Origin of the sequence: Pseudomonas sp. RIT-PI-q (assembly GCF_001297125.1) — a bacterium.
Taxonomy (GTDB): Bacteria; Pseudomonadota; Gammaproteobacteria; order Pseudomonadales; family Pseudomonadaceae; genus Aquipseudomonas.
This window is the reverse complement of sequence record NZ_LHPC01000034.1, coordinates 266,298-286,682: the sequence shown is the minus strand read 5'-3', so window position 1 is coordinate 286,682 and position 20,385 is coordinate 266,298. Positions and strand designations below refer to the sequence as shown.

Here is a 20,385-nt window from a genome sequence, read left to right as displayed (position 1 = left end):
CTGAGACGACTACTTAAATACCAAAAAGAAAACGTCACCACACGCTTCATACCCGATTGTTTCCATCCGAAGGTCATTTGATGGAAAGGTAATGGCGCTTATATTGGCTCGGCAAATCATACCGACAACGGTTGGATGACTAACATCGAGGTAGGCATATTTCTTACCGACGATGAACTGATTGCCAATGGTATGGATACCGAACTGGATGATTTTTTCGAGTATTTAAGCGAATTGAAGGTCAGCATTCCTATTTCAAGCGATTACATCGCCGAAATGGTACGAATGAATGAGTTGAACAAAAACGTTTACGACGACGCCAAAAAAATACGAGAGCATGACGAGTGGCACGGCTCCAGCTTTTCCGAGAAAAAAAGTGGCTTCGAACGAAAGAAAGAGATTTTTAGAGCAGAGTGGCTTAGTACTATGGCCATCCTGCGAAGTATTGAGGAACAGCTATCGGAGTTTCGTCCCAGCTGGGTGGATGAGAGTGTTCCCACGGGATGGCAGGTGGATCAGTTCCTTCACGCCTATTATTATAACAAAGTCGGGGATAGTCTCAGCAAGCCCTACGAGGAATACTTCCAGCGAAACAAAAACTCAAAAAGTATAGCCTTGAAAGCGGCTATGCAATGGTGGAAGTCGCTCAAGTATGCTCCCTCGCATGAAGATGATGCGTTTTACCAACACGCGCCTAAGGTTCGAGAGTTACTGGCTGAAGACAAAATTCTGCACCTGACAGAGCAGGAGTTCGAAATTTTATGCAGCAAAACGCACGCCACAATAGATCATATCATCAAAGTACCGTTGTCAGTTTAGGTCATCCCGAGCAGGTATCAATGGATAAGGAGGGCCGTCTAAAGCTCTTTGCGCCGCTCATTATGCGCGAACGCAATAGCAGGGATGGGATGTCCGTAAACTATTGCACTATGTCCTGTATGGCGGCACCTCGTCGGATATTTGGCAACGGATTTACCACGCAGGGCGCGACAGTAACTATACCATCCCCCGCTATGGATTGAACTCAATTGCTGAAGTGGCAGGTTGGGCCAGGCCAGAGATTGCACCGCCGCGAAATGGTCGCACCAGCAAAGCGCTCCGTGCTTTGGGATTCGTAGTAAAAATCTACTAAGGCAAAACAGCGGCTGCTTGATTTTTGATGTCAATAAAAAAGAGCCCCTCAGGGCTCTTTTTAGTCACTCAAGACTGAATCATTTACTCAACCATGACTCAACGGTTTCAGCGCCAAATTCTGCTTTCCACTCTTTCAATCCGCGATGGTTGCCGCCTTTTGTTTCAATTATTTCGCCGGTGTTCGGGTGCTTATAAACTTTTACTTGGCGTGGCCGACGACTCCCTGCTTTAGGTGACGAGGCATGAGTATGCCGACCGGCTTGTGGATCAAGAATGTTAATGACGTCCTTCAAGCTATACCCATGCTTGGCCAGCAGATCACGAAGCTTCGACTCAAACTCGATTTCTTTCTTGAGACGAGCATCACCTTTCAAAGCCTCAAGCGCCTGTAACTGTTCTGCAAGGTGACGTTCAAGCTGACGAAATTCCGCGAGTTTAGACATGAAAACCTCATGAAGTGACATTAGGAGTAGGTTGAAGAGTGCGTGAAATTTAACAGATAAATGATTGAAATCAAAATCTGACGAGCAGAGTGCGCTAATCGACCGCATGCTGATGCTCTGCTAAAGAGCCTGAGTCCCCTCCCCCGAACTGTGTATCTCAGCGACTCTCCTCCCCTCCCCCCCCTTGTCTCTAAAGGTGCGCTTGAACATTTGTTTAACCGATAGCACTCCATTTGCGCTATAGCGTAGATCCAAACTAGTTTATGTTTATGCCCCCCCCTTTTGCACCGCTCCACGCATAGGCAGTAAGTGAGTATGGTCATACCCCAACGATTACGCTGGGGTTTTAAATCAGTTTCCAACACATGTACGTTGCTAGAATTTCCGGAAAAATCTCGCACTTAATGGAATCGGTGAAGGAAATTCAATCGTCGTGAATCAGCTGCGCCGCAAAAATTCTCCTCGGCCAAACAACCGATCCATATCGTCCTCACCGGCTTGACTGCGGTTAGCCGTTGCTTCGTCCCGTATCTGGCGCGCAAGCTGCTCCATACGCTCAGTAGCAGGCCTTGCCGCAATATCCTTACACCAGCGAACGATATTCTTGCGCCCCTCATGTGGAAGCTTGAAGACCTCGAGCCGCCCGAGCCAGGCAAACGCTGCCATGTCTGCAATCGAGTATTGTTCATCACAGAGATACTTACGTTCCTGGAGACGCTGTTCAACAACATCCATGAGGCGAATGGCTTGGCTGGTGTAGCGCTCTCTGGCGTAATCCGAAACATTCGGTTCAAAACGTGTGAAGTGCAAATGCTGACCGAAGGTCGGCCCTATTCCGCTGACCTCAAGCATGAGCCACTGGAGTACTTCATACCGCTCCTCCCCCTTATCTGGCAAAAATTCTCCGAACTCCTCCGCCAAGTAAATCAGAATGGCACCGGACTCAAATACCGTACGGTTCGTTCCATGATCGACCAATACCGGCACCCGACCATTGGGATTCAGCGCCTGAAACGCAGGACTAAATTGTTCGCCGCGAAAGATTTTCACGTGTTCGAAACGGTAAGACAGATGCAATTCTTCAAGCATCAACACGACTTTCATCACAGCAGAACTGCCGGCGCCGTATAAGGTGAATTGTGGCTGTGGTGACATATGCTACTCCTTACTGATTTCCATAATGGGTGGCAGAGGTTGGGCGGTGCCGAGTACCACGCACATGACGGCTTCCTCCTGGCCGACATTTATTTCTTGGCGGTAGAGACCTGGTGGCACTGACAGCAGATCTCCTGGCCCTAGCACTTGCTCGTAATGCTCATCGCCACTTCTGACGACGATTTTTACGTTGCCTCGGAGAACAAAAAACACCTCCTCCGCGTCGTCATGTCTGTGGGATGGACTTCCATGACCTGGTGGCATCAGGATGTTGACGAGCATGAAGCTTCCAGGCGCGACGCTGCCTGGATGATTGCCTGGGGTGATATAGCGAATCTGCGCGCGGGCATGCTTGGGTTGCTTCTCTGCCTGTCCTGCGAAAGTTTCCCAATCCTGGTGCCGAGTAGCGCGCAACGCCAGTCGGTTGTTCATCCACTGTGCTAACGACAAACCATTTGGGCGTTGCCAATTGGGTTCTGAAACTTCGGTCATTGTGAGACCCATACATGACTCCCTTTTAAGACTTAGAAACGGTATGAGAAGCCCGCCGAAAAACTGCGGCCATTGCCTGCGGTGAACGAGGGTTGTGCAGCGGTTGCTTGGTATCGCGTGACGTAGGAACTCTCGTAACGCCGGTCAGTCAGGTTGTCGCCTTGCACGTTGAAGCTCCAGTTCGCGCAGACCTCATAAATCGCTTTGAGACCAAATAGGGCGTAGTTTTTTTGCTCCAGGCCTGGTGTATTGACGTGATCGATCGGCGACCCGTCAGGAAGCCAATAGACATTCCCACCGACTTGCCATCGACCTAAACGACGCATCAGTTCAGCGTTGATAAGATTTCGCGGTACGCCCGCGATTCGATTGCCTTCAAGAGCGCCATCGACAAAACGAAAGTTGCTATACGTCCAGGCCAGTCGATAGCTGTAATGGTCGTCGCTGCCATGCAACCCCAGCTCCACCCCTTGATGCCGAGTACGATCGGCATAGTTATAGGTGCCGGTTCGAATGCCGGAAGCATCGGTCGTTGCGATGAGCTCATCACGAATTTCAGATCGATAAACAGTGATGTCCCAGTTCAACATCGGGTGAATAGCCCCCTGAACGCCTATCTCAAAAGTCTGTGCCTTTTGTGCCCGAAGCTTGAGCACATCGGTACTGGTGATATTCGGGTTCGCAGCATTCACATCGCTGGTGACGATTTCCCAAAAGGTCGGCACTTCACGTTGAGTACTCACTGTTGCGTACCAACGTATTTTTTCATTCGGCCGCCAGTTCACACCGACTTTCGGGGCGAACCAATCCCATTGTTGATTCAAGGATTTACCTGGGGTCTTTTCGTTCGCGTCACGCTGACTGTCTGTATATCTCAGCCCAGCGAGCAGTGACCATTCAGCATCGAGGTTCCAGGTTAGATCGAGATTGGAAAATAGATTGCGAGCCTGCAGGTCATAGTCGCCGAACCTCTTCAGTCGTGATCCATTTGTGGGAGAGACTGCGTAGAAAGAACGATCTATATCGCTATGATCGAAACCTGCCCCGAGACCGTAGTCGAGGTCGCCCAGGCTGCCCTCAACGCGCCACTGTGCGCCGACAGTGTCGGTTTGGCTGGGTGTATCAATAAGAAGGTTTTTGAAGGCGTCGTTAGTGTTCTGGTAATAGACACCCACAGTGTGGCGAGCCTCCCCCTGCAACCAACTGCTACGGTTAGCCAGACGTGTGCGTTCGATGTGTCGGTTAGGATCGCGAGCATACACATTCAGCTGATTATCCTGAGGGGTATTGCCATCGCCCATTACGCCGTCTGGGTCTCTATCAATACGACTCCCCGGCACCACAAAAGGTATGTCGAAAGACAGATCAGCCCAAGATAGGTAAGTACGGTTTTCAAACCCGTTATCCAGTCTCAGACCGACGTTACTGCTCAAAGTCCGCCGCTGCGATTGCGAATGGTGACGAAAGCCATCGTAGTCGTCAGCCGTCATGCTGATACGCCCGTCAAGACTTTCGCCCGCGCCACCCAACGCGGTCTGCCACCCTAGCCTGCCGAAGCTACCGCTTTCAAAACGCAAAGAGCCGTTTTCATCTCGTCCTGTCAGTGTGCGAAAATTGACTTCACCCCCTAGCGCCGAAGCCGCAGGGTTCAACGCGTTACCTCCACGTAGGGCACTGACCCAGGCGCTATTGCGCGGCTCAAGCAGACCGATAATGAAAGAACCATCCGCGTCGTTGACAGGCAGATCATCTTCCAGCAGTAGCACGCCTCGACTAATGGGATTGCTTTGGATACCCGAACCACGGATGTTGAATCTCGGCTGATCAATCCCTGCGGAGAAGTCTTGAATGACGATGCCCGGTTGATAACCAAGCGCGTCACGAAGGCTTCCGAGACGGGTTTCGCGCGTGGGTTGAGCGAGGTTTGTGCCACCTGGAACAGACGCCAATCGCGAGGCTTCCTGTTCTGCGCTTGGAGCCAATGAATCAAAACTTTCTGAACGACCACTGATGTCAATGACTGGCAAATTAAGCACATTGTCGCCAGCGGTTGTGTAACCAAACGGCAAAGCAAAGCCAAACGCAGCGACCAGGGTGGTCGCACGGGAAATGTTGATGGTCATGCTGCTCTCTCAGAACGATGAGATAGGGAGGTGTTACCCGTGTCCTGGATCAGGGCGGGAACTGCGTCAGTGGATCGCCAAAGGCGTCCTGCCATTGAGCCTGTCCATCGGCCAACATGAAGCGCCGCTCAACCAGCGGAGCCAGTTCCTGAGGGTGATGAGTAACGACCAATAAAGCAGCACCGCTGTGCTCCACCCATTGGCGACATAAGTCTGCGAGCGACTTGCGCAGTTGCGGATCTAAGGCGCTGAAAGGCTCATCAAGTAGCAGCAAGTCCGGTTCAACGGCGAGCGCTCGAGCAAACCCCAAACGCTGAGCCATGCCGCCGGACAACTGCGAGGGCCAGCAAGCGGCGCTGTCTTTAAGCCCCACACGCTCCAGCCATTGATATGCTTGCTGCCGTGCCCGCATAGGCTCTAGGCCGCAAGCGAGTAGCGGTATCACCAAGTTATCCAACGCATTGCGCCAAGGCAGCAGCGTTGGTTGCTGAAAAGCGAGCGAAGTGCGTTTAAAACTGTTTGTCCAAGTGCCACTATCGGGTTGCTGTAATCCAGCAGCCATACGCAGGAGTGTGCTTTTGCCTGCTCCACTGCCCCCCACAATGCCTACCCGATCTCTGGCCTGCAGTTTCAGCGACAGACCTGTCAGCACCAGGGATTGGCCATAACGGACGCAAACTTCATTCGCTTCAATCATGCGTCACCTGATTCCAAGCCGTGAGGCACCGTTGTAAAGGCTGCAACAGAGCAAATTCGATGAGTGCAACCAACAGCAGAACCACCAACACCCAGGCATACAGAGTGCCGCTGTCGAATGCACTCTGTGCGTTGGCCAACGCAAAGCCGATGCCTTCTTGCGCGCCGAGAACTTCTGCCATGACCACAATGCGAATCCCTGTAGATCCAGCAATTAAAAACGCAGCACAAAGTGGCCCCGCCAGAGCCGGAAGATAGAGATGGCGCAATCGCAACCAGAGTCCGAAACGAAAGACATTAGCCATTGCCAGCAACTGAGGATCCTGCAACGCCATGCCCCGTACCGTATTGACGTAAACACCTGGCGTTAACACGACGATCGTCATGAATACGACCATGGTGCTGCCCATGCCGAACCACATCATGGCCAATACCACGACAATCACTGGAGGCGTGGCCATCAGGAGCCATCGCAACGGTTCGAGCACACCCCGGACTCTCGAATCGAGCCCTGCTATGAGACCCAAAACAAGCCCTAACAACGTAGCGCAGCCAATGCTCAGTAACATGCGCACTAGGCTTAAGCGCAACTGGTCACGCCAATGGGAATCCTGCAGCAGCTGCCACAAGCGCTCCACCGCAACGGCAGGCGTCGCCGCCAGCAATGAACTGGAGTTAAACGCCAAAAGCCACCATCCGACTAGCACTAACGCGGCGCCGAAAATCGACCACCCTCTCGAGGTTCGTTTCATCGCGCGTAAAGTCCCGCTTCTGGAATCCGTCCACCGATCAGCTCGGGGGTCTGTACGAATAACAACTTATAAAATGCCTCCAGCTGTTGCTGTACATCGACCGCCTGACGAGCATCCAACGGACTGTATTTGATAGATTCCTCCAGCGCCGCAACGGATAGATGCGGTAAATATCGATGCGCCAGTTCAGCACATTCATGGCGTTGATCCTGGCACCACACACTGGCTCGTTGGTACGCCTGAGCAACGACCAAGAGCAACGCGCTATCCTGTATAATCTTTCCTGTTGCCATCAATCCCGCCTGCGGCAATTGGGGTTGCTCGGGAAAACTGGTAGCCCAGAATGCTTGCAGGCTTTGCACTCGATAAAGTGGGGCCGCACCTGGCTGTTCTGCATTGCGCGCGAGCAAGATCGAAACGGATGGTTCTACCAGCAACGCGTTTTCGGCTTGCCCTGAAAGTAGTTGATTGACCGCCGAAGGAAAGTCCCGCGCAGATTGGATGACCAAATCACGCCCCGCTACCCACCCATGAGCGGCGAGTAACCGATCGATCAGAATTCCGGGCATGTCATGACGTAGCGGTACCACAAGCTCTTTGCCTCTTAAGTCCTCAAAGTTATGGACATTTGGGTCTCTACTAACGAGCCAATGCACGCCCCATGCTGATATCGTCAACAAGCGAACAGGGAAACCTCGGTTGTAGAGGTTGGCGGGTAAATGACTTGGAGCAGCAGTAAAGTCGATATGCTCGCTGACAAGCAATGCGCGCAGCTGTTCCCCGTTCTGCCAAAGTTGAAAACGCACGTCGATCGCTTGCGCCTTGAGTGCGTGCTCCTCAATCATGCGAAAGAGTGGAAAACTCACCACCGAAGGTGGGCCGGCCATCGTTATGGTTGCTCGCACCGAGTCGGCCAAAATGGGTAGGCTCAATGAAAGTGCAATTCCGAAAATAAAAAACCGCATGCAGGCACGCTCGAGCTTAACGATATGTATTATCGTTTGCATTATCAGGGCGCATTGGACTGGATAAAATGACTAAAATCAGAAACGACCAACGACCTCTTCCTGAATTGATAGCGCTTCATCCAATTCTTGGGTCAGCCAACGCGACGTCAATCCAATTTTTAGCGGCAAATGCATCGCCATGCTCGTTTGAACGCGGTGCACGCATTTACGATGAGGGCGAACCCGCTACACGCTGCCTCTTGATTGAAAACGGTGAAATTTGTTTGGTGTGCTACACCGAACAGGGTGATGAGTATTTCCGCAATAATTTTGTTGCAGGCAGCTTGGTAGCATTACCAGTCATGTTTATGGAACATGGTTGTTATCCAGCAAGCGCTAAGGCGACTACCTCAGTAAAAGGTTACTGGATATCGCGCAAAGCTTTGAATGATGCCTGTCAACAGGATGGCCCTCTATCGCTGACTTGCCTGCGTTATACCAGCGAAATGCTGCGGCAAAGCCTCATCAAGAGTTATTCGCTAGCTACCACAGATTGCGCACACCGGCTTGCTGAATACGTATTGAGGTTGCATACATTACAGAATAAGAGCGATCTGGAACTCCCGCTAAAAATAGGTCAGTTGGCTGCAAACCTAGGCATGCGAGGCGAAACACTCAGTCGTGTGCTGGCAAGCTGGCGCCGGCAAGGCCTTATAAGTGGTCGAGGTAATCGAGTGAATATATTGGATCTCGAGAGTTTGCGATTGATGGGCGCCCCCTGTTCAAAGACCCTCATGCATGAATAAACGTCAGACCGTCATTTTACCCGCGATGTCCGGCAGATAAGCTCACCTGAAATCATCTATTCTGATAACCGCATTTTTCCTACGATTGCGCAGAAATATAGACGAGCTTAACGCACGGATTGCTAAATCAAGATCAAAAATTAATAATTTGTTGAATCAAGGTGAGCCGGGTATCGGAAAATATTATTGGGACACCATGAGTCAACTCGGAAACATCGCGCAGTGAAATGGTGTTACTGACACCACTTATATGAATACAATAGGCGCCCTCTCCTTTTAACTCTAACTCCTTACGCATTGCACGCGCTGGTGCGGTTGCGCTTTGCGCTGAAGGTGAAACCAAGTGTAGTTGTGTACTCCCCATGTGAAGACTTAGCACTTCCAAGCCAGCTGCATCCAATGAAGCGGTCACACGTATTACGCCATCAAAGTGACTACCTAAAAGTGCGCGATAGTCTTTAGCAGACTTACCCAGATCATTGACACGTATGGCAACTGACGAAATTCCCGACGCATTATTTTGATGCTTACGAACCTCTCCCTCTGGCACGCGCAAAGATCTCGGTGTGATATCACCACAGAGAAACGGAAGAGCATTGGAATTTGGCCATCCAAGCTGCCAAAGAAGATGCTCACCAGTGGGCTTTATTCTGGAACCACCGATTGGGCCCCGATATAGAACTTTACCCGCACGTGCGTTGGTAATTGCGCGCGTTATTTGTGACGGCACCAGGGCAAAATCGACAAGCCCTTCTCCCTGGGTAGTCAATCGCTCATACCATTTTTCGCCCGGAGCAGGATCTGTCCACTCAATGAGTTCCAAATAAGTACCATCGGAAAAATAAATCAACGCATTTTGTGTCGGGGCATGCATATGCTTCCCGCCAATAACCACGTTGAACCCCAATAATTTATAGTCATCAATTGCTTGCGACAGGTCGGAGACCGCGATTACCAGGTGATCCAGCATATAAGACACGCCCATCTTTTTATTCCTCAATGTGTGCTTCGATTACCAGTTTGTAAGACCATCGGTGGTCGCTTTTATGATAGGAAGTCCATTTTTTAAAACAAGTTCTCGCCATAGATAGGAGACCGGGTTCAGAGAGTCAAGCAGGTCTGTATGTAGCTGTGATCTGGTGTCTTCGGATAAGTGTTGACCGTAGCTACGCAACCAAAGATCTTGCCGTATGGCCTGGTCTGCAGCAATCGGGCCTCTAGTACCTAGTTCAACAACCCCACCGGCTACGGTGCTATTGGGTAAGAATTTCTCCACTCCTCGAAAAACCAAACCTTTATAATTAGGCTGCACCCGATTATTAGGAAGAGCGCCATTTACGTTTTGATCCCCCCACCAATTTGAAGTTTGTTTTCTAGCCTCACTGTCGCGCTCACTGAACACCAAATGGAAAGGTCTGCCATGCACGCCGATTCCAGTGTGCCAATCGATGACCGCGACCTTTTCCGCATGCCCAATGAATGACGTTAAAATCTCCTGAAGTCTGAGATTTTCCCATGTCGCCTCAGTCCCGCCATAACAAACTCCATCCGGGAAGAGATACTGGCCGCAAGCGAATGCGTCAAAATACGCATCTTCTCCGTGTTTCGTACGAAAGGCAGTTGTCGCAGCTTCACATTCTGATCTTGAAACAGCATCCCAGCGGCTAGGCGAAAAATAGGGATGGAGCTCTTCGTAGTGACCGTTGCTTCGCGGAGGGTCGCTGTGGTCAATAAAATTTCGGTTGAGATCGACTCCACCCGCATTGGTTCTTGATCCATGGGAAAACCCATAAGGATTAAGCCCATGGATGAGCAACACTCCCACATCAGAGGCCAATGATGCTTTGGCTAGATAATACAACCAACCCACTTGGAGTGCTGATCCGGCGAACCCTTCCAGTCCATGCGTCCCGCTGATCATCACTAACTGTTTTGAGCCTTGAGGGTTTCCTACATGGGCTACGTCGATCGTTAGTACCTCACCCAAGGCACCCAACGCGTCAGGGTGTACATAATGGGCGATTTTTCCATTTACTCCAGATACAGCTTGCCGAAACTTGCTTCGAGCAGCCATATAAGTGGCACTAAAATAATCTGTATAATTTAACAACGGCTGCTACCTCCTAATACCAACATTAACGAATGTCATAACCGCCATCGGCATTGTGCGTTTCCTCACCTTGGATCGGAGGATTAAATACACAGACAAGATGCAAATCTTGCTTGGTTGCTCTAACCACATGTTTATCATGCTGATCCAAGGCATAGACAGTGCCCGCACGAATGGCGAAAGTCTTACCATTCTCCACGTTGAGCACCTCACCCTCCCCAGCAATACAGTAATTGGTCTCAAAATGATTTTTATAATGACAGTGCACCGAATGGCCCTTTGGAACAACCGTATGGTGCACTGAATAACCGAGACCATCTGACTTCACAACTAGTCGCGTGCTTCGCCAGTCCTCGGTCACAACGTGGTTAGGTGTTTGGATAAGCTCTTCTAAGGTACGGACGATCATGAATATTTCCTTTTTCATATGGTTGTTTTCAGCGCGGCTTGAATCGCTATCGACAAATACAACAACTCTCGGTCGCGACCAGAATGTCCTGTTATTGAAATGCCAATAGGCTGAACACGATTTACCGGCAGGCTGATACTCGGGGCATCAATTCTGTTAGCGACCTCCGTTAACCGAAATGACAGCCTGTTTGTTTTGTAATAAGAATAATCGTCATCCAGCTCGTCAATGGTCGGCGGTACAATAGGAACTGTGGGCATCAACAGTGCATCAAAACTACCTAATCGTTCATGATAACCAGCGGTATATTGAACCAATGCCTTCTTCGCATCCAAGTAGGTACTGGCCATGACGTGCTCACCTGAAGCAATTCGTGGCCCCACTCGCGGATCATACAAATGAGCTCGATCTTTTAGATTTGATCGGTGCAAGGCAAATGCCTCAGCGATGATGATGCCCCCGTCAACCGCTACCTCCCCGTAATGTGCAAGCTCAGGCCAATCGATGTTGACCAAATGCGCACCATGACTTTCAAGAATAGCGAGCGCCGCGTTAAAACATTCACTCACTGCAGCATCGGCATGTTCCATTGCAAAACGACCAGGTATCAGAAACCTGCGCCCATGCAAATCAACTCTTTGAGTATTGGGAGCTTCAGCGGGCACCAATGCATGATCAATTCTCAGCAATGTCTCAGCGTCACGAGCAATAAAGCCCGGAACATCAAAAGAGGGGGAAAGAAAAATCATGCCTTCGTCGCTGTAACGTCGACGGCTGGGCTTAAAGCCAACGACACCACAAAACGCTGCTGGGATTCTGACAGACCCGCTCGTATCGCTTCCTAACGCCACATCGACGAGCCCTAATGCCACCGCAACCGCACCACCTGAAGTAGATCCTCCGGCGATGCGTTTTCCCGAAGGGTCTAGAGGCGTCATCGGTGTTCCAAAATGAGGATTCAGCCCCAATGCTCCGAGCGCAAACTCAGTCATGTTGGTTTGCGCCGTCACGATCGCACCGTGTCGCTTCAATGCCATAACCAGAGCCGCGTCGGAAATGGCTGGAGGCTGATCTTGAAGCACCCTCGATCCAGCGTTGGTCACCCAACCTTGAACATCGAAACACGCTTTTACGCCCACACTTAGGCCACAAAGCGGCGCAGCGATGTGTGAGGCCGCCCATCCGTCCCAACTTTGCGCTTGCGCAAGAGCTGTCGAACTCACTTGCCTAATAACGGCGGCACCTTTTTCATCGCCGAATCGAGCCATCCGCGACAGCTGCTCGCCAATGTGTTCACTGAAAGACATATCCACTCCATAGCTGAGAGGTGGGTGCAGCGTTATCCCAAATGCACCGCGCGCAGGAAGGTGCGTGTGCGGTTATTCTGAGGGGCGTCGAGCATCATCCCTGGAGAGCCCTGCTCCAGAATCTTTCCGTTCTCCATGAAACAGATTCGGTCGGCGATCGCTCTGGCAACGCCCATCTGGTGCGTGACAACGACGATGGTGAGTTCTCTCTCATCCGCCAGTGCGCGCATCACCTCCAACACTTCACCCACTCGCTCCGGATCCAGCGCGGAGGTCACCTCGTCAAACAGCATTATTTTCGGCTCCATAGCCATCGCTCTGGCTATCGCCACACGCTGCTGTTGACCACCAGATAAGGTCGCCGGGTAGTTGGATAGCTTATTGCTCATCCCTACTTGCTTGAGCAGTGCACGCGCGCGTGTTTGAGCCTCATCTTGAGATAATCCAAGAACAAGCTGAGGAGCTGCGGCGACATTTTCCAGCGCTGTCAAATTGGGAAATAAATAAAAATTCTGGAACACCATGCCCACCAACGCACGCATGCGCCGAAGATGCTTGTCAGTGGGCAAGATAAGATTTTTTCCGTCGCAAGCATGCCAAAGAGCTTCACCATTCAACGTCACTTTGCCGCTGTCGATGCCTTCCAATGCCATGATGATTCGCAGCAGTGTCGACTTTCCCGACCCACTCGGGCCGATGATGGCTACCTTGTCCCCACGATTCAGGGAGAAGCAGAAATCATCGAGCACAATCGTCTCGCCGAAACGCTTGCTTACTTTTTCAAAAGAAATCATTTCGCTCATGTGTAACGGCCTTTTATCCAATGACGAAGCAGGAGGACAATCACAGATGCGATGCCGCTCATAACCAAATAAGCCAACGCTGCGAGCGTGATGGGTTCAACGTACCGAAAGCTTTGCGCCCCCACTTCATTGGCGATAAACATCAATTCCGGTACAGAAACAGCAGCGAGAATTGGGGTGTCCTTGAGCATGGTAATAAAGGTGTTTCCTAGCGCGGGCGTTAGCGGCAACACCATCTGCGGAATGATCAAGTGGCGATACGCCTGGTAACGCGAGAATCTCAAACTATCTACGGCGTCCCATTGCCCAGCTGGCAGGCTGGCAAGTACAGCTCGGTAGGCTTCGGCAACATAGGCGCCGTGATAAAGCCCTAAAGCCACGACTCCGGTCATCACTGGCTCAAGCACCACTCCGAGACCAGGTAATACGAAAAACAGGAAGTAAACCTGGATCAATAGTGGCGTCGACCGTAAAAGCTCCATGAGCCAACGACCAATGAATGAGCACCACACTCGCTGCGATCGCTCAAGAGTTGCTAGAACGGCGCCCACCACCAGAGCAACGAGGAAACCGCCAATAGCCGAAACAAAAGCCACTCCAGCCCCCCTGAGTAGTACGGGGGTGATCTGAGCAGCGAATGCCCAGGAGAAATCAAGCGTCATAGGCCATTACTCACGCTTCGCCCACGCGAGAGATGTGTTTCCAACTTGCGCATCGAAGAAGAAACCACCAACGAAATCAGCAGGTAAATCAGCAGCGTCACGAGCAGCACGGCTCCTGATTGATAGGTTTTGGAAATGACTGATTTGGCTTGGAACGTGAGATCTGGAATGGTGATGAGCGATACCAGAGACGTCGCCTTGATTAGCTCAATCAACAGGTTGCTCAATAACGGCATCATCATGATCAGAGCTTCGGGCATTACTACCATTCGTAAGATCTGGAATCGGCTCAAATTGAGCGCAGCAGCAGCTTCTAGCTGACCGCGAGGAACTGACTCGATACATATGCGCACCACCTCTGCTCCATAGGCGCTGAAACACAGCCCGAGTCCGATCACTCCACATTGGAAGGCAGATAAATCGACTCCCAAAAAGGGCAATACATAAAAAAGCCAGAACAGTTGAGCCAGAGCGGAAGTGCCACGGAAGAACTCGACATAAATCGTTGCCGGCACATTGAACCAAAGGCTATGACTTGAACGAGCCACTCCTGCTACGAATGCCAGTGCAAATGCCAAAACGGCAGACGTCGCGGCGAGTTTTACTGTCCACCACAGCCCGTTCAACATTTCGATTCGGTAATTCCATACAATTGCCATCTGTTTTTTCCCGTACAAACAAAGCGCTTCCGAAGAAGCGCATGTTTCCATCAGCCGGCACAAAGGCTTGAGAGTTTCAGATACCCATCAGGGATGTCTTCAGCTGAAAACCCATAGGACTGGCCGATGCTCGCGGCTTCGCCAGAACGCAGCACTTCTTCGAGATGTTTGTTGAACTCGTCAACGAATGCCTGATCTTGGCGACGGAATGCAAAGCTGCCGACACCAACCGTAGCCTTACCGTCGACTACTGCCTGAGCAAAAGGAAGGCCTCGCTCGAGCGCAGGATCATTAGCTGTTTTTAATGTGGCGGCGACGGTCAACCCTGGGTTGAGGAAAACATCGATACGCCCGACTTTTACAGCGGCAAACAGCGAGGCCACATCAGGTAGGGTCAGCAGTTGCTCCGGCTTTACTCCGGCCGCCAAGGCGTGATCCGCGATCGGCCCACCACCGGTGAGATATCCCACTTTTACCGTAGAGTTTTTGACGATGTCGGCGTAGCTATGAATCCCTTTGGGGTTCCCAGCCCGAACAACAATTCCATCATTCACGATATGGGTCGGCTCCGAGAATGCCACCAGCTTGCAGCGATCTGGACGGATGTAGAGATCAGATGCAATGACGTCGAACCGACGGGCCTGAAGACCCGGAATCAAGGCCCCAAATTGCGTAGGTACAGCTTGAATTTGGCTAATCCCAAACCTGGCCAATACCGCTTTAAGCAGGTCTGCTTCGTAGCCTGCTAACTGCCCGTTCGGGCCGCTCACAATAAAAGGTTCCTGCTCCGCATAACCAACCCTGACAACCTTTCCGGTTTTAACTGCTTCTAGAAGGTCTTCCGCCTGGACGACCGACGAAACAGACAAGAACAACGACAGACCCAACACCACTGAACGCAACATCATTTGTATCCCCATACGCTTTGTTAACGATGAAGAAATATAGCATACACATTACCATACACTTAAGACCGAAATATTCTTAGCGTATGCATTTATTTTTTAATAAAAACCTACAAAATCCCACCGCTCTACGTATTTTGTACCCTGCGTACGTTGTTCAAGACTTCGCAAAACCATACAATACCTCCATTGCCATACAATTCCGGGTGATTTATGTCTAGCAAACGGCCTTCCCTTTCTCAGAGCAAGCAATGGGTTGCGTGGGCAGAGCCCTCTGCGCCATACAAATACTTAGGAATTTACGAGGCGATCGTTGCGGACATCGCCGCCGGTCTACTTCAGCCGGGAGACCCAATGCCTCCCCAACGCGCTTTAGCCGCAGCGCTTGGGGTCGACCTGACAACGGTAACCAAGGCTTATGGAAAAGCTCGTGATGAGGGAATAATTGAAACCCGAACGGGGAGCGGCACGTGTATCGCCGACGCGGGCTTTGCACCGGGGCCGGATACTCGGAAAGCTGAAGTTATTGATCTGAGCAAAAACAGTCCACCACGCCCTATAGGGCACGACATCAACATGCTTATCGCACGTGAAATCAGTCGCGCATTTGTAGGCGGTGGCAAGGCTTCGAGCTTTAATTATCAAGAAACCGGTGGCAATTTGCGCCATCGCGAAGCGGGGGCTGCGTGGTTAAGCAGGAGACTGGCGTCTATTGAGGTTGAGCAGGTTATTCTCACGTCTGGGGCGCAGAGCGCTCTTTATGCGCTGTGTCATTTGCTATGCAGAAAATCTAGGTATCTGGCGGTTGGGCAATTCTGTTATCCGGGTATTCATACCATCGCCAGGCAACTCGATTTGCAGTTGGTACCTATCGTAATGGATGAGGAAGGATTACTTCCCGAGTCGTTCGAACAAGCGTGCAACGAGCGTGATATTGCAGCGCTTTATGTCGTTCCCAACATTGACAACCCGACTACAGCCACCCTTACCGAGGCGCGTCGCGAACAATTAGCCGCCATCGCCAGAAAGTACAGCATATCTCTGATAGAAGATGACCCTTACTACGAGACTGCTGCAGAAACCAAGAGGCCGCTGGCTGATTTCGCACCGGAGTTGACTTGGTATATCGCTACCTTATCGAAATGTGCAACACCTGCATTACGCCTGGCGTATTTGGTTGCCCCCGATGTCGACGGCGCACACCATATCGCGACGACGATGCAGGCGATGACGATGATGGTATCGCCGTTGCTCGCTGAACTGGCATCGCAATGGATTCACAACGGGCAGTTGGAGCAAATGGCACATGCTATTCGGGACGAAAACCTTGAGCGTCTTCACCTAGCGGATCAAGCTTTCAGCGGCCTGTCTTTCAAAGCTCCTCCACAGGGTTCACATATCTGGTTAACGCTGCCAATGTCTTGGCAGGCCCTCGATTTCGCGAACCAGGCGGAACGGCAGAACATCAAGCTGTTACCCGCGTCGAGTTTTGCGTCCGATCCAGGGGGAGAACCGAAAGAGTCCGTCCGCATATCTCTAGGGAACGCAGAAGATCGATCGGTACTCACGGAGGCACTGTGGAAATTACGCGCGATACTCGACCAATCTCAACCCACCTACCGAGCAATCGTTTAGGAATTGTCGCCATTTGGCATTGGTTGAAGCGTATTAGGGAAGAATTCAAAAGCCGCCGGCTCTCTCTAGAGAATCGGCGACTATAGGGACGGAGGAAATGCCCTGAAGAACGCTATAGGCTCCAAGATTCTCGCTGCTTGTATCTACGACAGAAAAACCTAAAAAAGTAGAGCTCGATGGCGGGTCAGTGCAATCAGAACAACATCTTTCAATCCTGCACCACCCTCTTTGTCCAGTTGCTCCAACATTTCTCGCCGCATTCGTGGATCCCAAAATCTACGGATGTGATCGACGATATCCTCTAATGCACGATCCCGGTCAGGCATCGCCTCGAAGAAATCACCGATACGGTTGGCCATCGTTACGAGATTCTGGCGACTCATCTTGTTTCTCCGCTCTGCACGTTACTGCTCTGCCTCTATTTATTGGAATCCAAGGTTATCCATGACTTCTCCATTAAGAGGTATTGCTGGATCCTCCTAAAACGAGAGTACTCTTCCTGCCATTCTGAGGGCTGAGCTACTGGCATCACTTGTACAGCTGTCACTTTGTATTCAGGGCAGTTCGTAGCCCAGTCCGAGCTATCAGTCGTGATGACGTTGGCCCCCGACTCCGGGAAATGAAACGTCGTGTATACCACGCCAGGTTGCATGCGTTCGGTAATTAGCGCCCTAAGCACCGTCGATCCTGCGCGACTTTCAATGCCTACCCAGTCATCATCCCGGATGCCACGATCTTCAGCATCAACCGGGTGAATTTCTAATCGATCCTCTGCATGCCAGGCATTGTTTGCCGTACGACGAGTCTGAGCTCCCACGTTGTACTGGGAAGGGATGCGGCCGGTGGTGAATAACAGCGGAAATTGACGAGTTACCTTTTCATCACTCGGTACATATTTGGTGATCAGGAAACGCCCTTTGCCCCGGGCAAAACCATCCACGTGCATGGTACCAACCAATGCCGGCTTCTGGGGTGTCTTCGTTGCATGGCCATTGCACGCTTCCCAAGCGCTCTATTTTCTCAAACGACACACCTTGAAACGTCGGAGTCAGCGATGCAATTTCATCCATGATCTCGCTTGCGTGGTTGTAATGCATGGGGAAACCCAAGGCAGTGGATAGCTTCGCTGTGACCTCCCAGTCAGCATACCCTCCGAGTGGAGACATCACCTGTGTCACCCGAGAGAGTCGACGCTCCGCGTTGGTGAATGTCCCATCTTTCTCGAGAAATGATGATCCTGGCAAGAAAACATGAGCGTACTGGGGCGTTTCATTGAGGAAAATATCCTGCACGACGATACACTCCATCGCTATGAGTGCCTCTGCTACATGCTCCGTGTCTGGGTCAGATTGGACGACGTCCTCACCTTCGCAGTACAGCCCCTTGAAGCTCCCTTCCACGGCGCAATCAAACATGTTTGGCAAGCGTAAACCTGGCTCAGGATCCAGGCTAACTCCCCAAGCGGCTTCGAATTCCCCGCGAACCGAACTGTCGGAACATGGCGATAACCAGGCAGCTCATGCGGAAAGGAGCCCATGTCACAAGAACCCTGTACGTTGTTTTGTCCGCGCAACGGATTGACCCCAACGCCTTCGCGACCAATGTTGCCAGTGACCATAGCTAGATTCGCGATGCCCATCACAGCGGTGGCCCCCTGAGCGTGCTCGGTGACGCCTAATCCGTAATAGATCGCCGAGTTGGGTCGATTCAGGGCGATATCATCGGCAGTCCCATTAGACTTTCCTGTTGCATACAAACGAGCGGCCCCACGAATGCTTTCTGCGGGTACGCAGCAGATCAGTTCCATCGCCTCTGGAGAGTTTTCAGGCCGGCACACGAATGTCAGCCAATCCGCAAAGCTTTGCTCGTCGCAGCGCTCCGTTACGTAGGCCTCATCGTGCAACTGCTCTGTCACAATGACATGCGCCATTGAGGTTAAAAGAGCGACATTGGTGCCTGGACGTAACTTGAGGTGATGTTCGGCATGAACATGTGGTGACTTGACCAGGTCAATGGCTCTGGGATCGATCACGATAAGTTTTGCCCCCTGACGAAGGCGCTTTTTCATGCGCGAACCAAACACCGGATGCGCATCGGTAGGACTAGCGCCAATAACGAGAATTACATCTGCCTTTTCGACAGACTTGAAGGTCTGCGTTCCGGCCGACGTCCCAAACGCTTGCCCTAAGCCATAACCGGTTGGGGAGTGGCATACCCGGGCGCAGGTGTCGACGTTGTTGTTGCCGAATGCGCCTCGAACCAGCTTTTGTACAAGGTACGTTTCTTCATTTGTACATCTTGATGAGGTGATGCCACCGACCGAGGAGCGGCCGTATTTTCCCTGAATGCGCTTAAACTCACTGGCCGCATACGCAATCGCTTCGTCCCAGCTAACCACACGCCAAGGATCGGTGATTTTTTCCCGAATCATAGGTTTGGTGATCCGATCCTTATGCGTTGCATACCCCCAAGCAAACCTACCTTTGACGCAGGAATGGCCTTCGTTCGCCTTTCCATCTTTCCATGGCACCATCCGCACGACCTGATCGCCCTTCATCTCGGCCTTGAACCCACAACCAACACCACAATACGCACATGTTGTAATCACACTGTGTTCAGGCTGGCCGACCGCGATGATAGTATTTTCCTGGAGCGTGGCTGTAGGACATGCCTGCACGCAGGCCCCGCAACTAACGCAATCGGACTCAAGAAACGATTCATTCATACCTGCAGTAACACGAGACTCGAATCCCCTCCCGCTGATCGTTAGCGCAAAGGTTCCTTGGGTTTCCTCACAAGCCCGCACGCAGTGATTACAAACAATGCATTTACTCGGGTCGAAGGTGAAATAGGGGTTCGATTCGTCTTTGGGAGCATTCAGATGATGCTTGCCGCCTAGCTGTCCCCCTACCCCATACCGGACAGCACGTAGCCCGGTCACACCTGCCATGTCCTGCAATTCACAGTTACCGTTCGCTGGACAGGTCAGACAGTCGAGCGGGTGATCCGAGATATAAAGCTCCATAACGTTTCGACGCAGATCCTGCAAGCTTCGGGGACTGCGTACGCACCTTCATCCCTGGCTCAACGGGCGTTGTGCACGATGCTAGATAGCCTCGACGCCCTTCAATCTCGACCAGGTACAGCCGACAAGATCCAAAAGGCTCCAAACTGTCTGTTGCGCACAGCTTCGGTAACTGAAATCCAGCCTTGCCTGCAGCGCGCATCACAGATGTACCTTGCGCAACACTGACTTCAACACCGTCGATTAGAAGAGATACTTGCTGCTCGGATTCACGCCGAGGGGTGCCGTAGTCGAAATGCTTAAGATGGTCGAGCATTTGGCT

Annotated in this window: 19 protein-coding genes and 1 pseudogene; 3 read left to right on the top strand and 17 right to left on the bottom strand. The window is 51.5% G+C overall.

The features are described from left to right. Nucleotides 1-135 precede the first annotated feature (135 nt). The gene (locus AEQ67_RS36275; RefSeq protein ID WP_236710375.1) at nucleotides 136-819 is read left to right on the top strand and encodes a hypothetical protein; all 684 of its coding nucleotides are present in this window, start codon (nucleotides 136-138) and stop codon (nucleotides 817-819) included. Nucleotides 820-1,211: 392 nt separating this feature from the next. Here AEQ67_RS36275 and AEQ67_RS33975 read toward each other — a convergent pair whose 3' ends face one another. From AEQ67_RS33975 to AEQ67_RS18735, 7 genes are all read right to left on the bottom strand, one after another. Next, nucleotides 1,212-1,577 carry a histone-like nucleoid-structuring protein, MvaT/MvaU family gene (locus AEQ67_RS33975; RefSeq protein WP_082377894.1) on the bottom strand — a complete coding sequence of 122 codons (366 nt, stop codon included), beginning with the start codon at nucleotides 1,575-1,577 and terminating at the stop codon, nucleotides 1,212-1,214. 438 nt (nucleotides 1,578-2,015) lie between these two features. After that, on the bottom strand, nucleotides 2,016-2,732 hold the full coding sequence (locus AEQ67_RS18760; protein WP_059405317.1) for a glutathione S-transferase family protein: 717 nt from the start codon (nucleotides 2,730-2,732) through the stop codon (nucleotides 2,016-2,018). Nucleotides 2,733-2,735: 3 nt separating this feature from the next. Beyond that, a complete protein-coding gene (locus AEQ67_RS18755) occupies nucleotides 2,736-3,236 on the bottom strand; it encodes a cupin domain-containing protein (RefSeq protein WP_059405316.1) in 501 nt (166 codons plus the stop codon). A gap of 20 nt (nucleotides 3,237-3,256) precedes the next feature. Continuing rightward, nucleotides 3,257-5,347: a TonB-dependent receptor family protein gene (locus AEQ67_RS18750; RefSeq protein WP_063854460.1), complete on the bottom strand. Its 2,091-nt coding sequence runs from the start codon at nucleotides 5,345-5,347 to the stop codon at nucleotides 3,257-3,259. A 49-nt stretch (nucleotides 5,348-5,396) separates the two neighbouring features. Beyond that, complete coding sequence (locus tag AEQ67_RS18745) at nucleotides 5,397-6,044, bottom strand: ABC transporter ATP-binding protein (protein ID WP_059405315.1); 648 nt, start codon at nucleotides 6,042-6,044, stop codon at nucleotides 5,397-5,399. After that, nucleotides 6,037-6,795: an ABC transporter permease gene (locus AEQ67_RS18740; protein ID WP_059405314.1), complete on the bottom strand. Its 759-nt coding sequence runs from the start codon at nucleotides 6,793-6,795 to the stop codon at nucleotides 6,037-6,039. The genes AEQ67_RS18745 and AEQ67_RS18740 overlap by 8 nt, the downstream gene beginning before the upstream one ends. Beyond that, nucleotides 6,792-7,760, bottom strand: a complete 969-nt coding sequence (locus AEQ67_RS18735; RefSeq protein WP_236710374.1) for an ABC transporter substrate-binding protein — start codon at nucleotides 7,758-7,760, stop codon at nucleotides 6,792-6,794. The genes AEQ67_RS18740 and AEQ67_RS18735 overlap by 4 nt, the downstream gene beginning before the upstream one ends. 68 nt (nucleotides 7,761-7,828) lie before the next feature. Between AEQ67_RS18735 and AEQ67_RS33970 the strand changes: the two genes are divergently transcribed. Next, nucleotides 7,829-8,548 (top strand): Crp/Fnr family transcriptional regulator, encoded by a 720-nt coding sequence (locus AEQ67_RS33970; protein ID WP_082377893.1) that lies wholly within the window; start codon nucleotides 7,829-7,831, stop codon nucleotides 8,546-8,548. 133 nt (nucleotides 8,549-8,681) lie between these two features. Here the strand turns inward: AEQ67_RS33970 and AEQ67_RS33965 are convergent, their stop codons facing one another. The 8 genes from AEQ67_RS33965 to ehuB are packed head-to-tail and all read right to left on the bottom strand — an operon-like array spanning nucleotide 8,682 to nucleotide 15,406. Further along, nucleotides 8,682-9,533: a VOC family protein gene (locus AEQ67_RS33965; protein WP_082377892.1), complete on the bottom strand. Its 852-nt coding sequence runs from the start codon at nucleotides 9,531-9,533 to the stop codon at nucleotides 8,682-8,684. A 27-nt stretch (nucleotides 9,534-9,560) separates the two neighbouring features. Next, nucleotides 9,561-10,658, bottom strand: coding sequence for a DUF2817 domain-containing protein (locus AEQ67_RS33960; RefSeq protein ID WP_082377891.1), 1,098 nt, complete (start codon nucleotides 10,656-10,658; stop codon nucleotides 9,561-9,563). A 25-nt stretch (nucleotides 10,659-10,683) separates the two neighbouring features. Continuing rightward, nucleotides 10,684-11,067, bottom strand: a complete 384-nt coding sequence (locus tag AEQ67_RS33955; protein WP_082377890.1) for an ectoine synthase — start codon at nucleotides 11,065-11,067, stop codon at nucleotides 10,684-10,686. 14 nt (nucleotides 11,068-11,081) lie between these two features. Then, nucleotides 11,082-12,374, bottom strand: a complete 1,293-nt coding sequence (locus AEQ67_RS18720; RefSeq protein WP_059405311.1) for an amidase family protein — start codon at nucleotides 12,372-12,374, stop codon at nucleotides 11,082-11,084. Between the two features lie 32 nt (nucleotides 12,375-12,406). Beyond that, complete coding sequence (locus tag AEQ67_RS18715; RefSeq protein WP_059405310.1) at nucleotides 12,407-13,177, bottom strand: amino acid ABC transporter ATP-binding protein; 771 nt, start codon at nucleotides 13,175-13,177, stop codon at nucleotides 12,407-12,409. Then, the gene (ehuD, locus tag AEQ67_RS18710; protein WP_059405309.1) at nucleotides 13,174-13,839 is read right to left on the bottom strand and encodes an ectoine/hydroxyectoine ABC transporter permease subunit EhuD; all 666 of its coding nucleotides are present in this window, start codon (nucleotides 13,837-13,839) and stop codon (nucleotides 13,174-13,176) included. The genes AEQ67_RS18715 and ehuD overlap by 4 nt, the downstream gene beginning before the upstream one ends. Beyond that, nucleotides 13,836-14,498, bottom strand: a complete 663-nt coding sequence (gene ehuC, locus AEQ67_RS18705; RefSeq protein WP_059405308.1) for an ectoine/hydroxyectoine ABC transporter permease subunit EhuC — start codon at nucleotides 14,496-14,498, stop codon at nucleotides 13,836-13,838. Before ehuC ends, ehuD begins: the two co-directional genes overlap by 4 nt. Nucleotides 14,499-14,548: 50 nt before the next feature. Then, complete coding sequence (ehuB, locus tag AEQ67_RS18700; RefSeq protein WP_161807475.1) at nucleotides 14,549-15,406, bottom strand: ectoine/hydroxyectoine ABC transporter substrate-binding protein EhuB; 858 nt, start codon at nucleotides 15,404-15,406, stop codon at nucleotides 14,549-14,551. A 210-nt stretch (nucleotides 15,407-15,616) separates the two neighbouring features. Here ehuB and AEQ67_RS18695 point away from each other — a divergent pair, with 210 nt between their 5' ends. After that, entirely contained in the window at nucleotides 15,617-17,038 is a 1,422-nt protein-coding gene (locus tag AEQ67_RS18695; RefSeq protein ID WP_063854459.1) for an aminotransferase-like domain-containing protein, read from the top strand. 158 nt (nucleotides 17,039-17,196) lie between these two features. Here the strand turns inward: AEQ67_RS18695 and AEQ67_RS18690 are convergent, their stop codons facing one another. Both AEQ67_RS18690 and fdhF read right to left on the bottom strand, forming a co-directional pair. Beyond that, nucleotides 17,197-17,421 carry a formate dehydrogenase subunit delta gene (locus AEQ67_RS18690; RefSeq protein WP_059405305.1) on the bottom strand — a complete coding sequence of 75 codons (225 nt, stop codon included), beginning with the start codon at nucleotides 17,419-17,421 and terminating at the stop codon, nucleotides 17,197-17,199. A 35-nt stretch (nucleotides 17,422-17,456) separates the two neighbouring features. Further along, nucleotides 17,457-20,379: pseudogene (gene fdhF / locus AEQ67_RS18685) on the bottom strand (formate dehydrogenase subunit alpha). Between the last annotated feature and the right edge of the window lie 6 nt (nucleotides 20,380-20,385).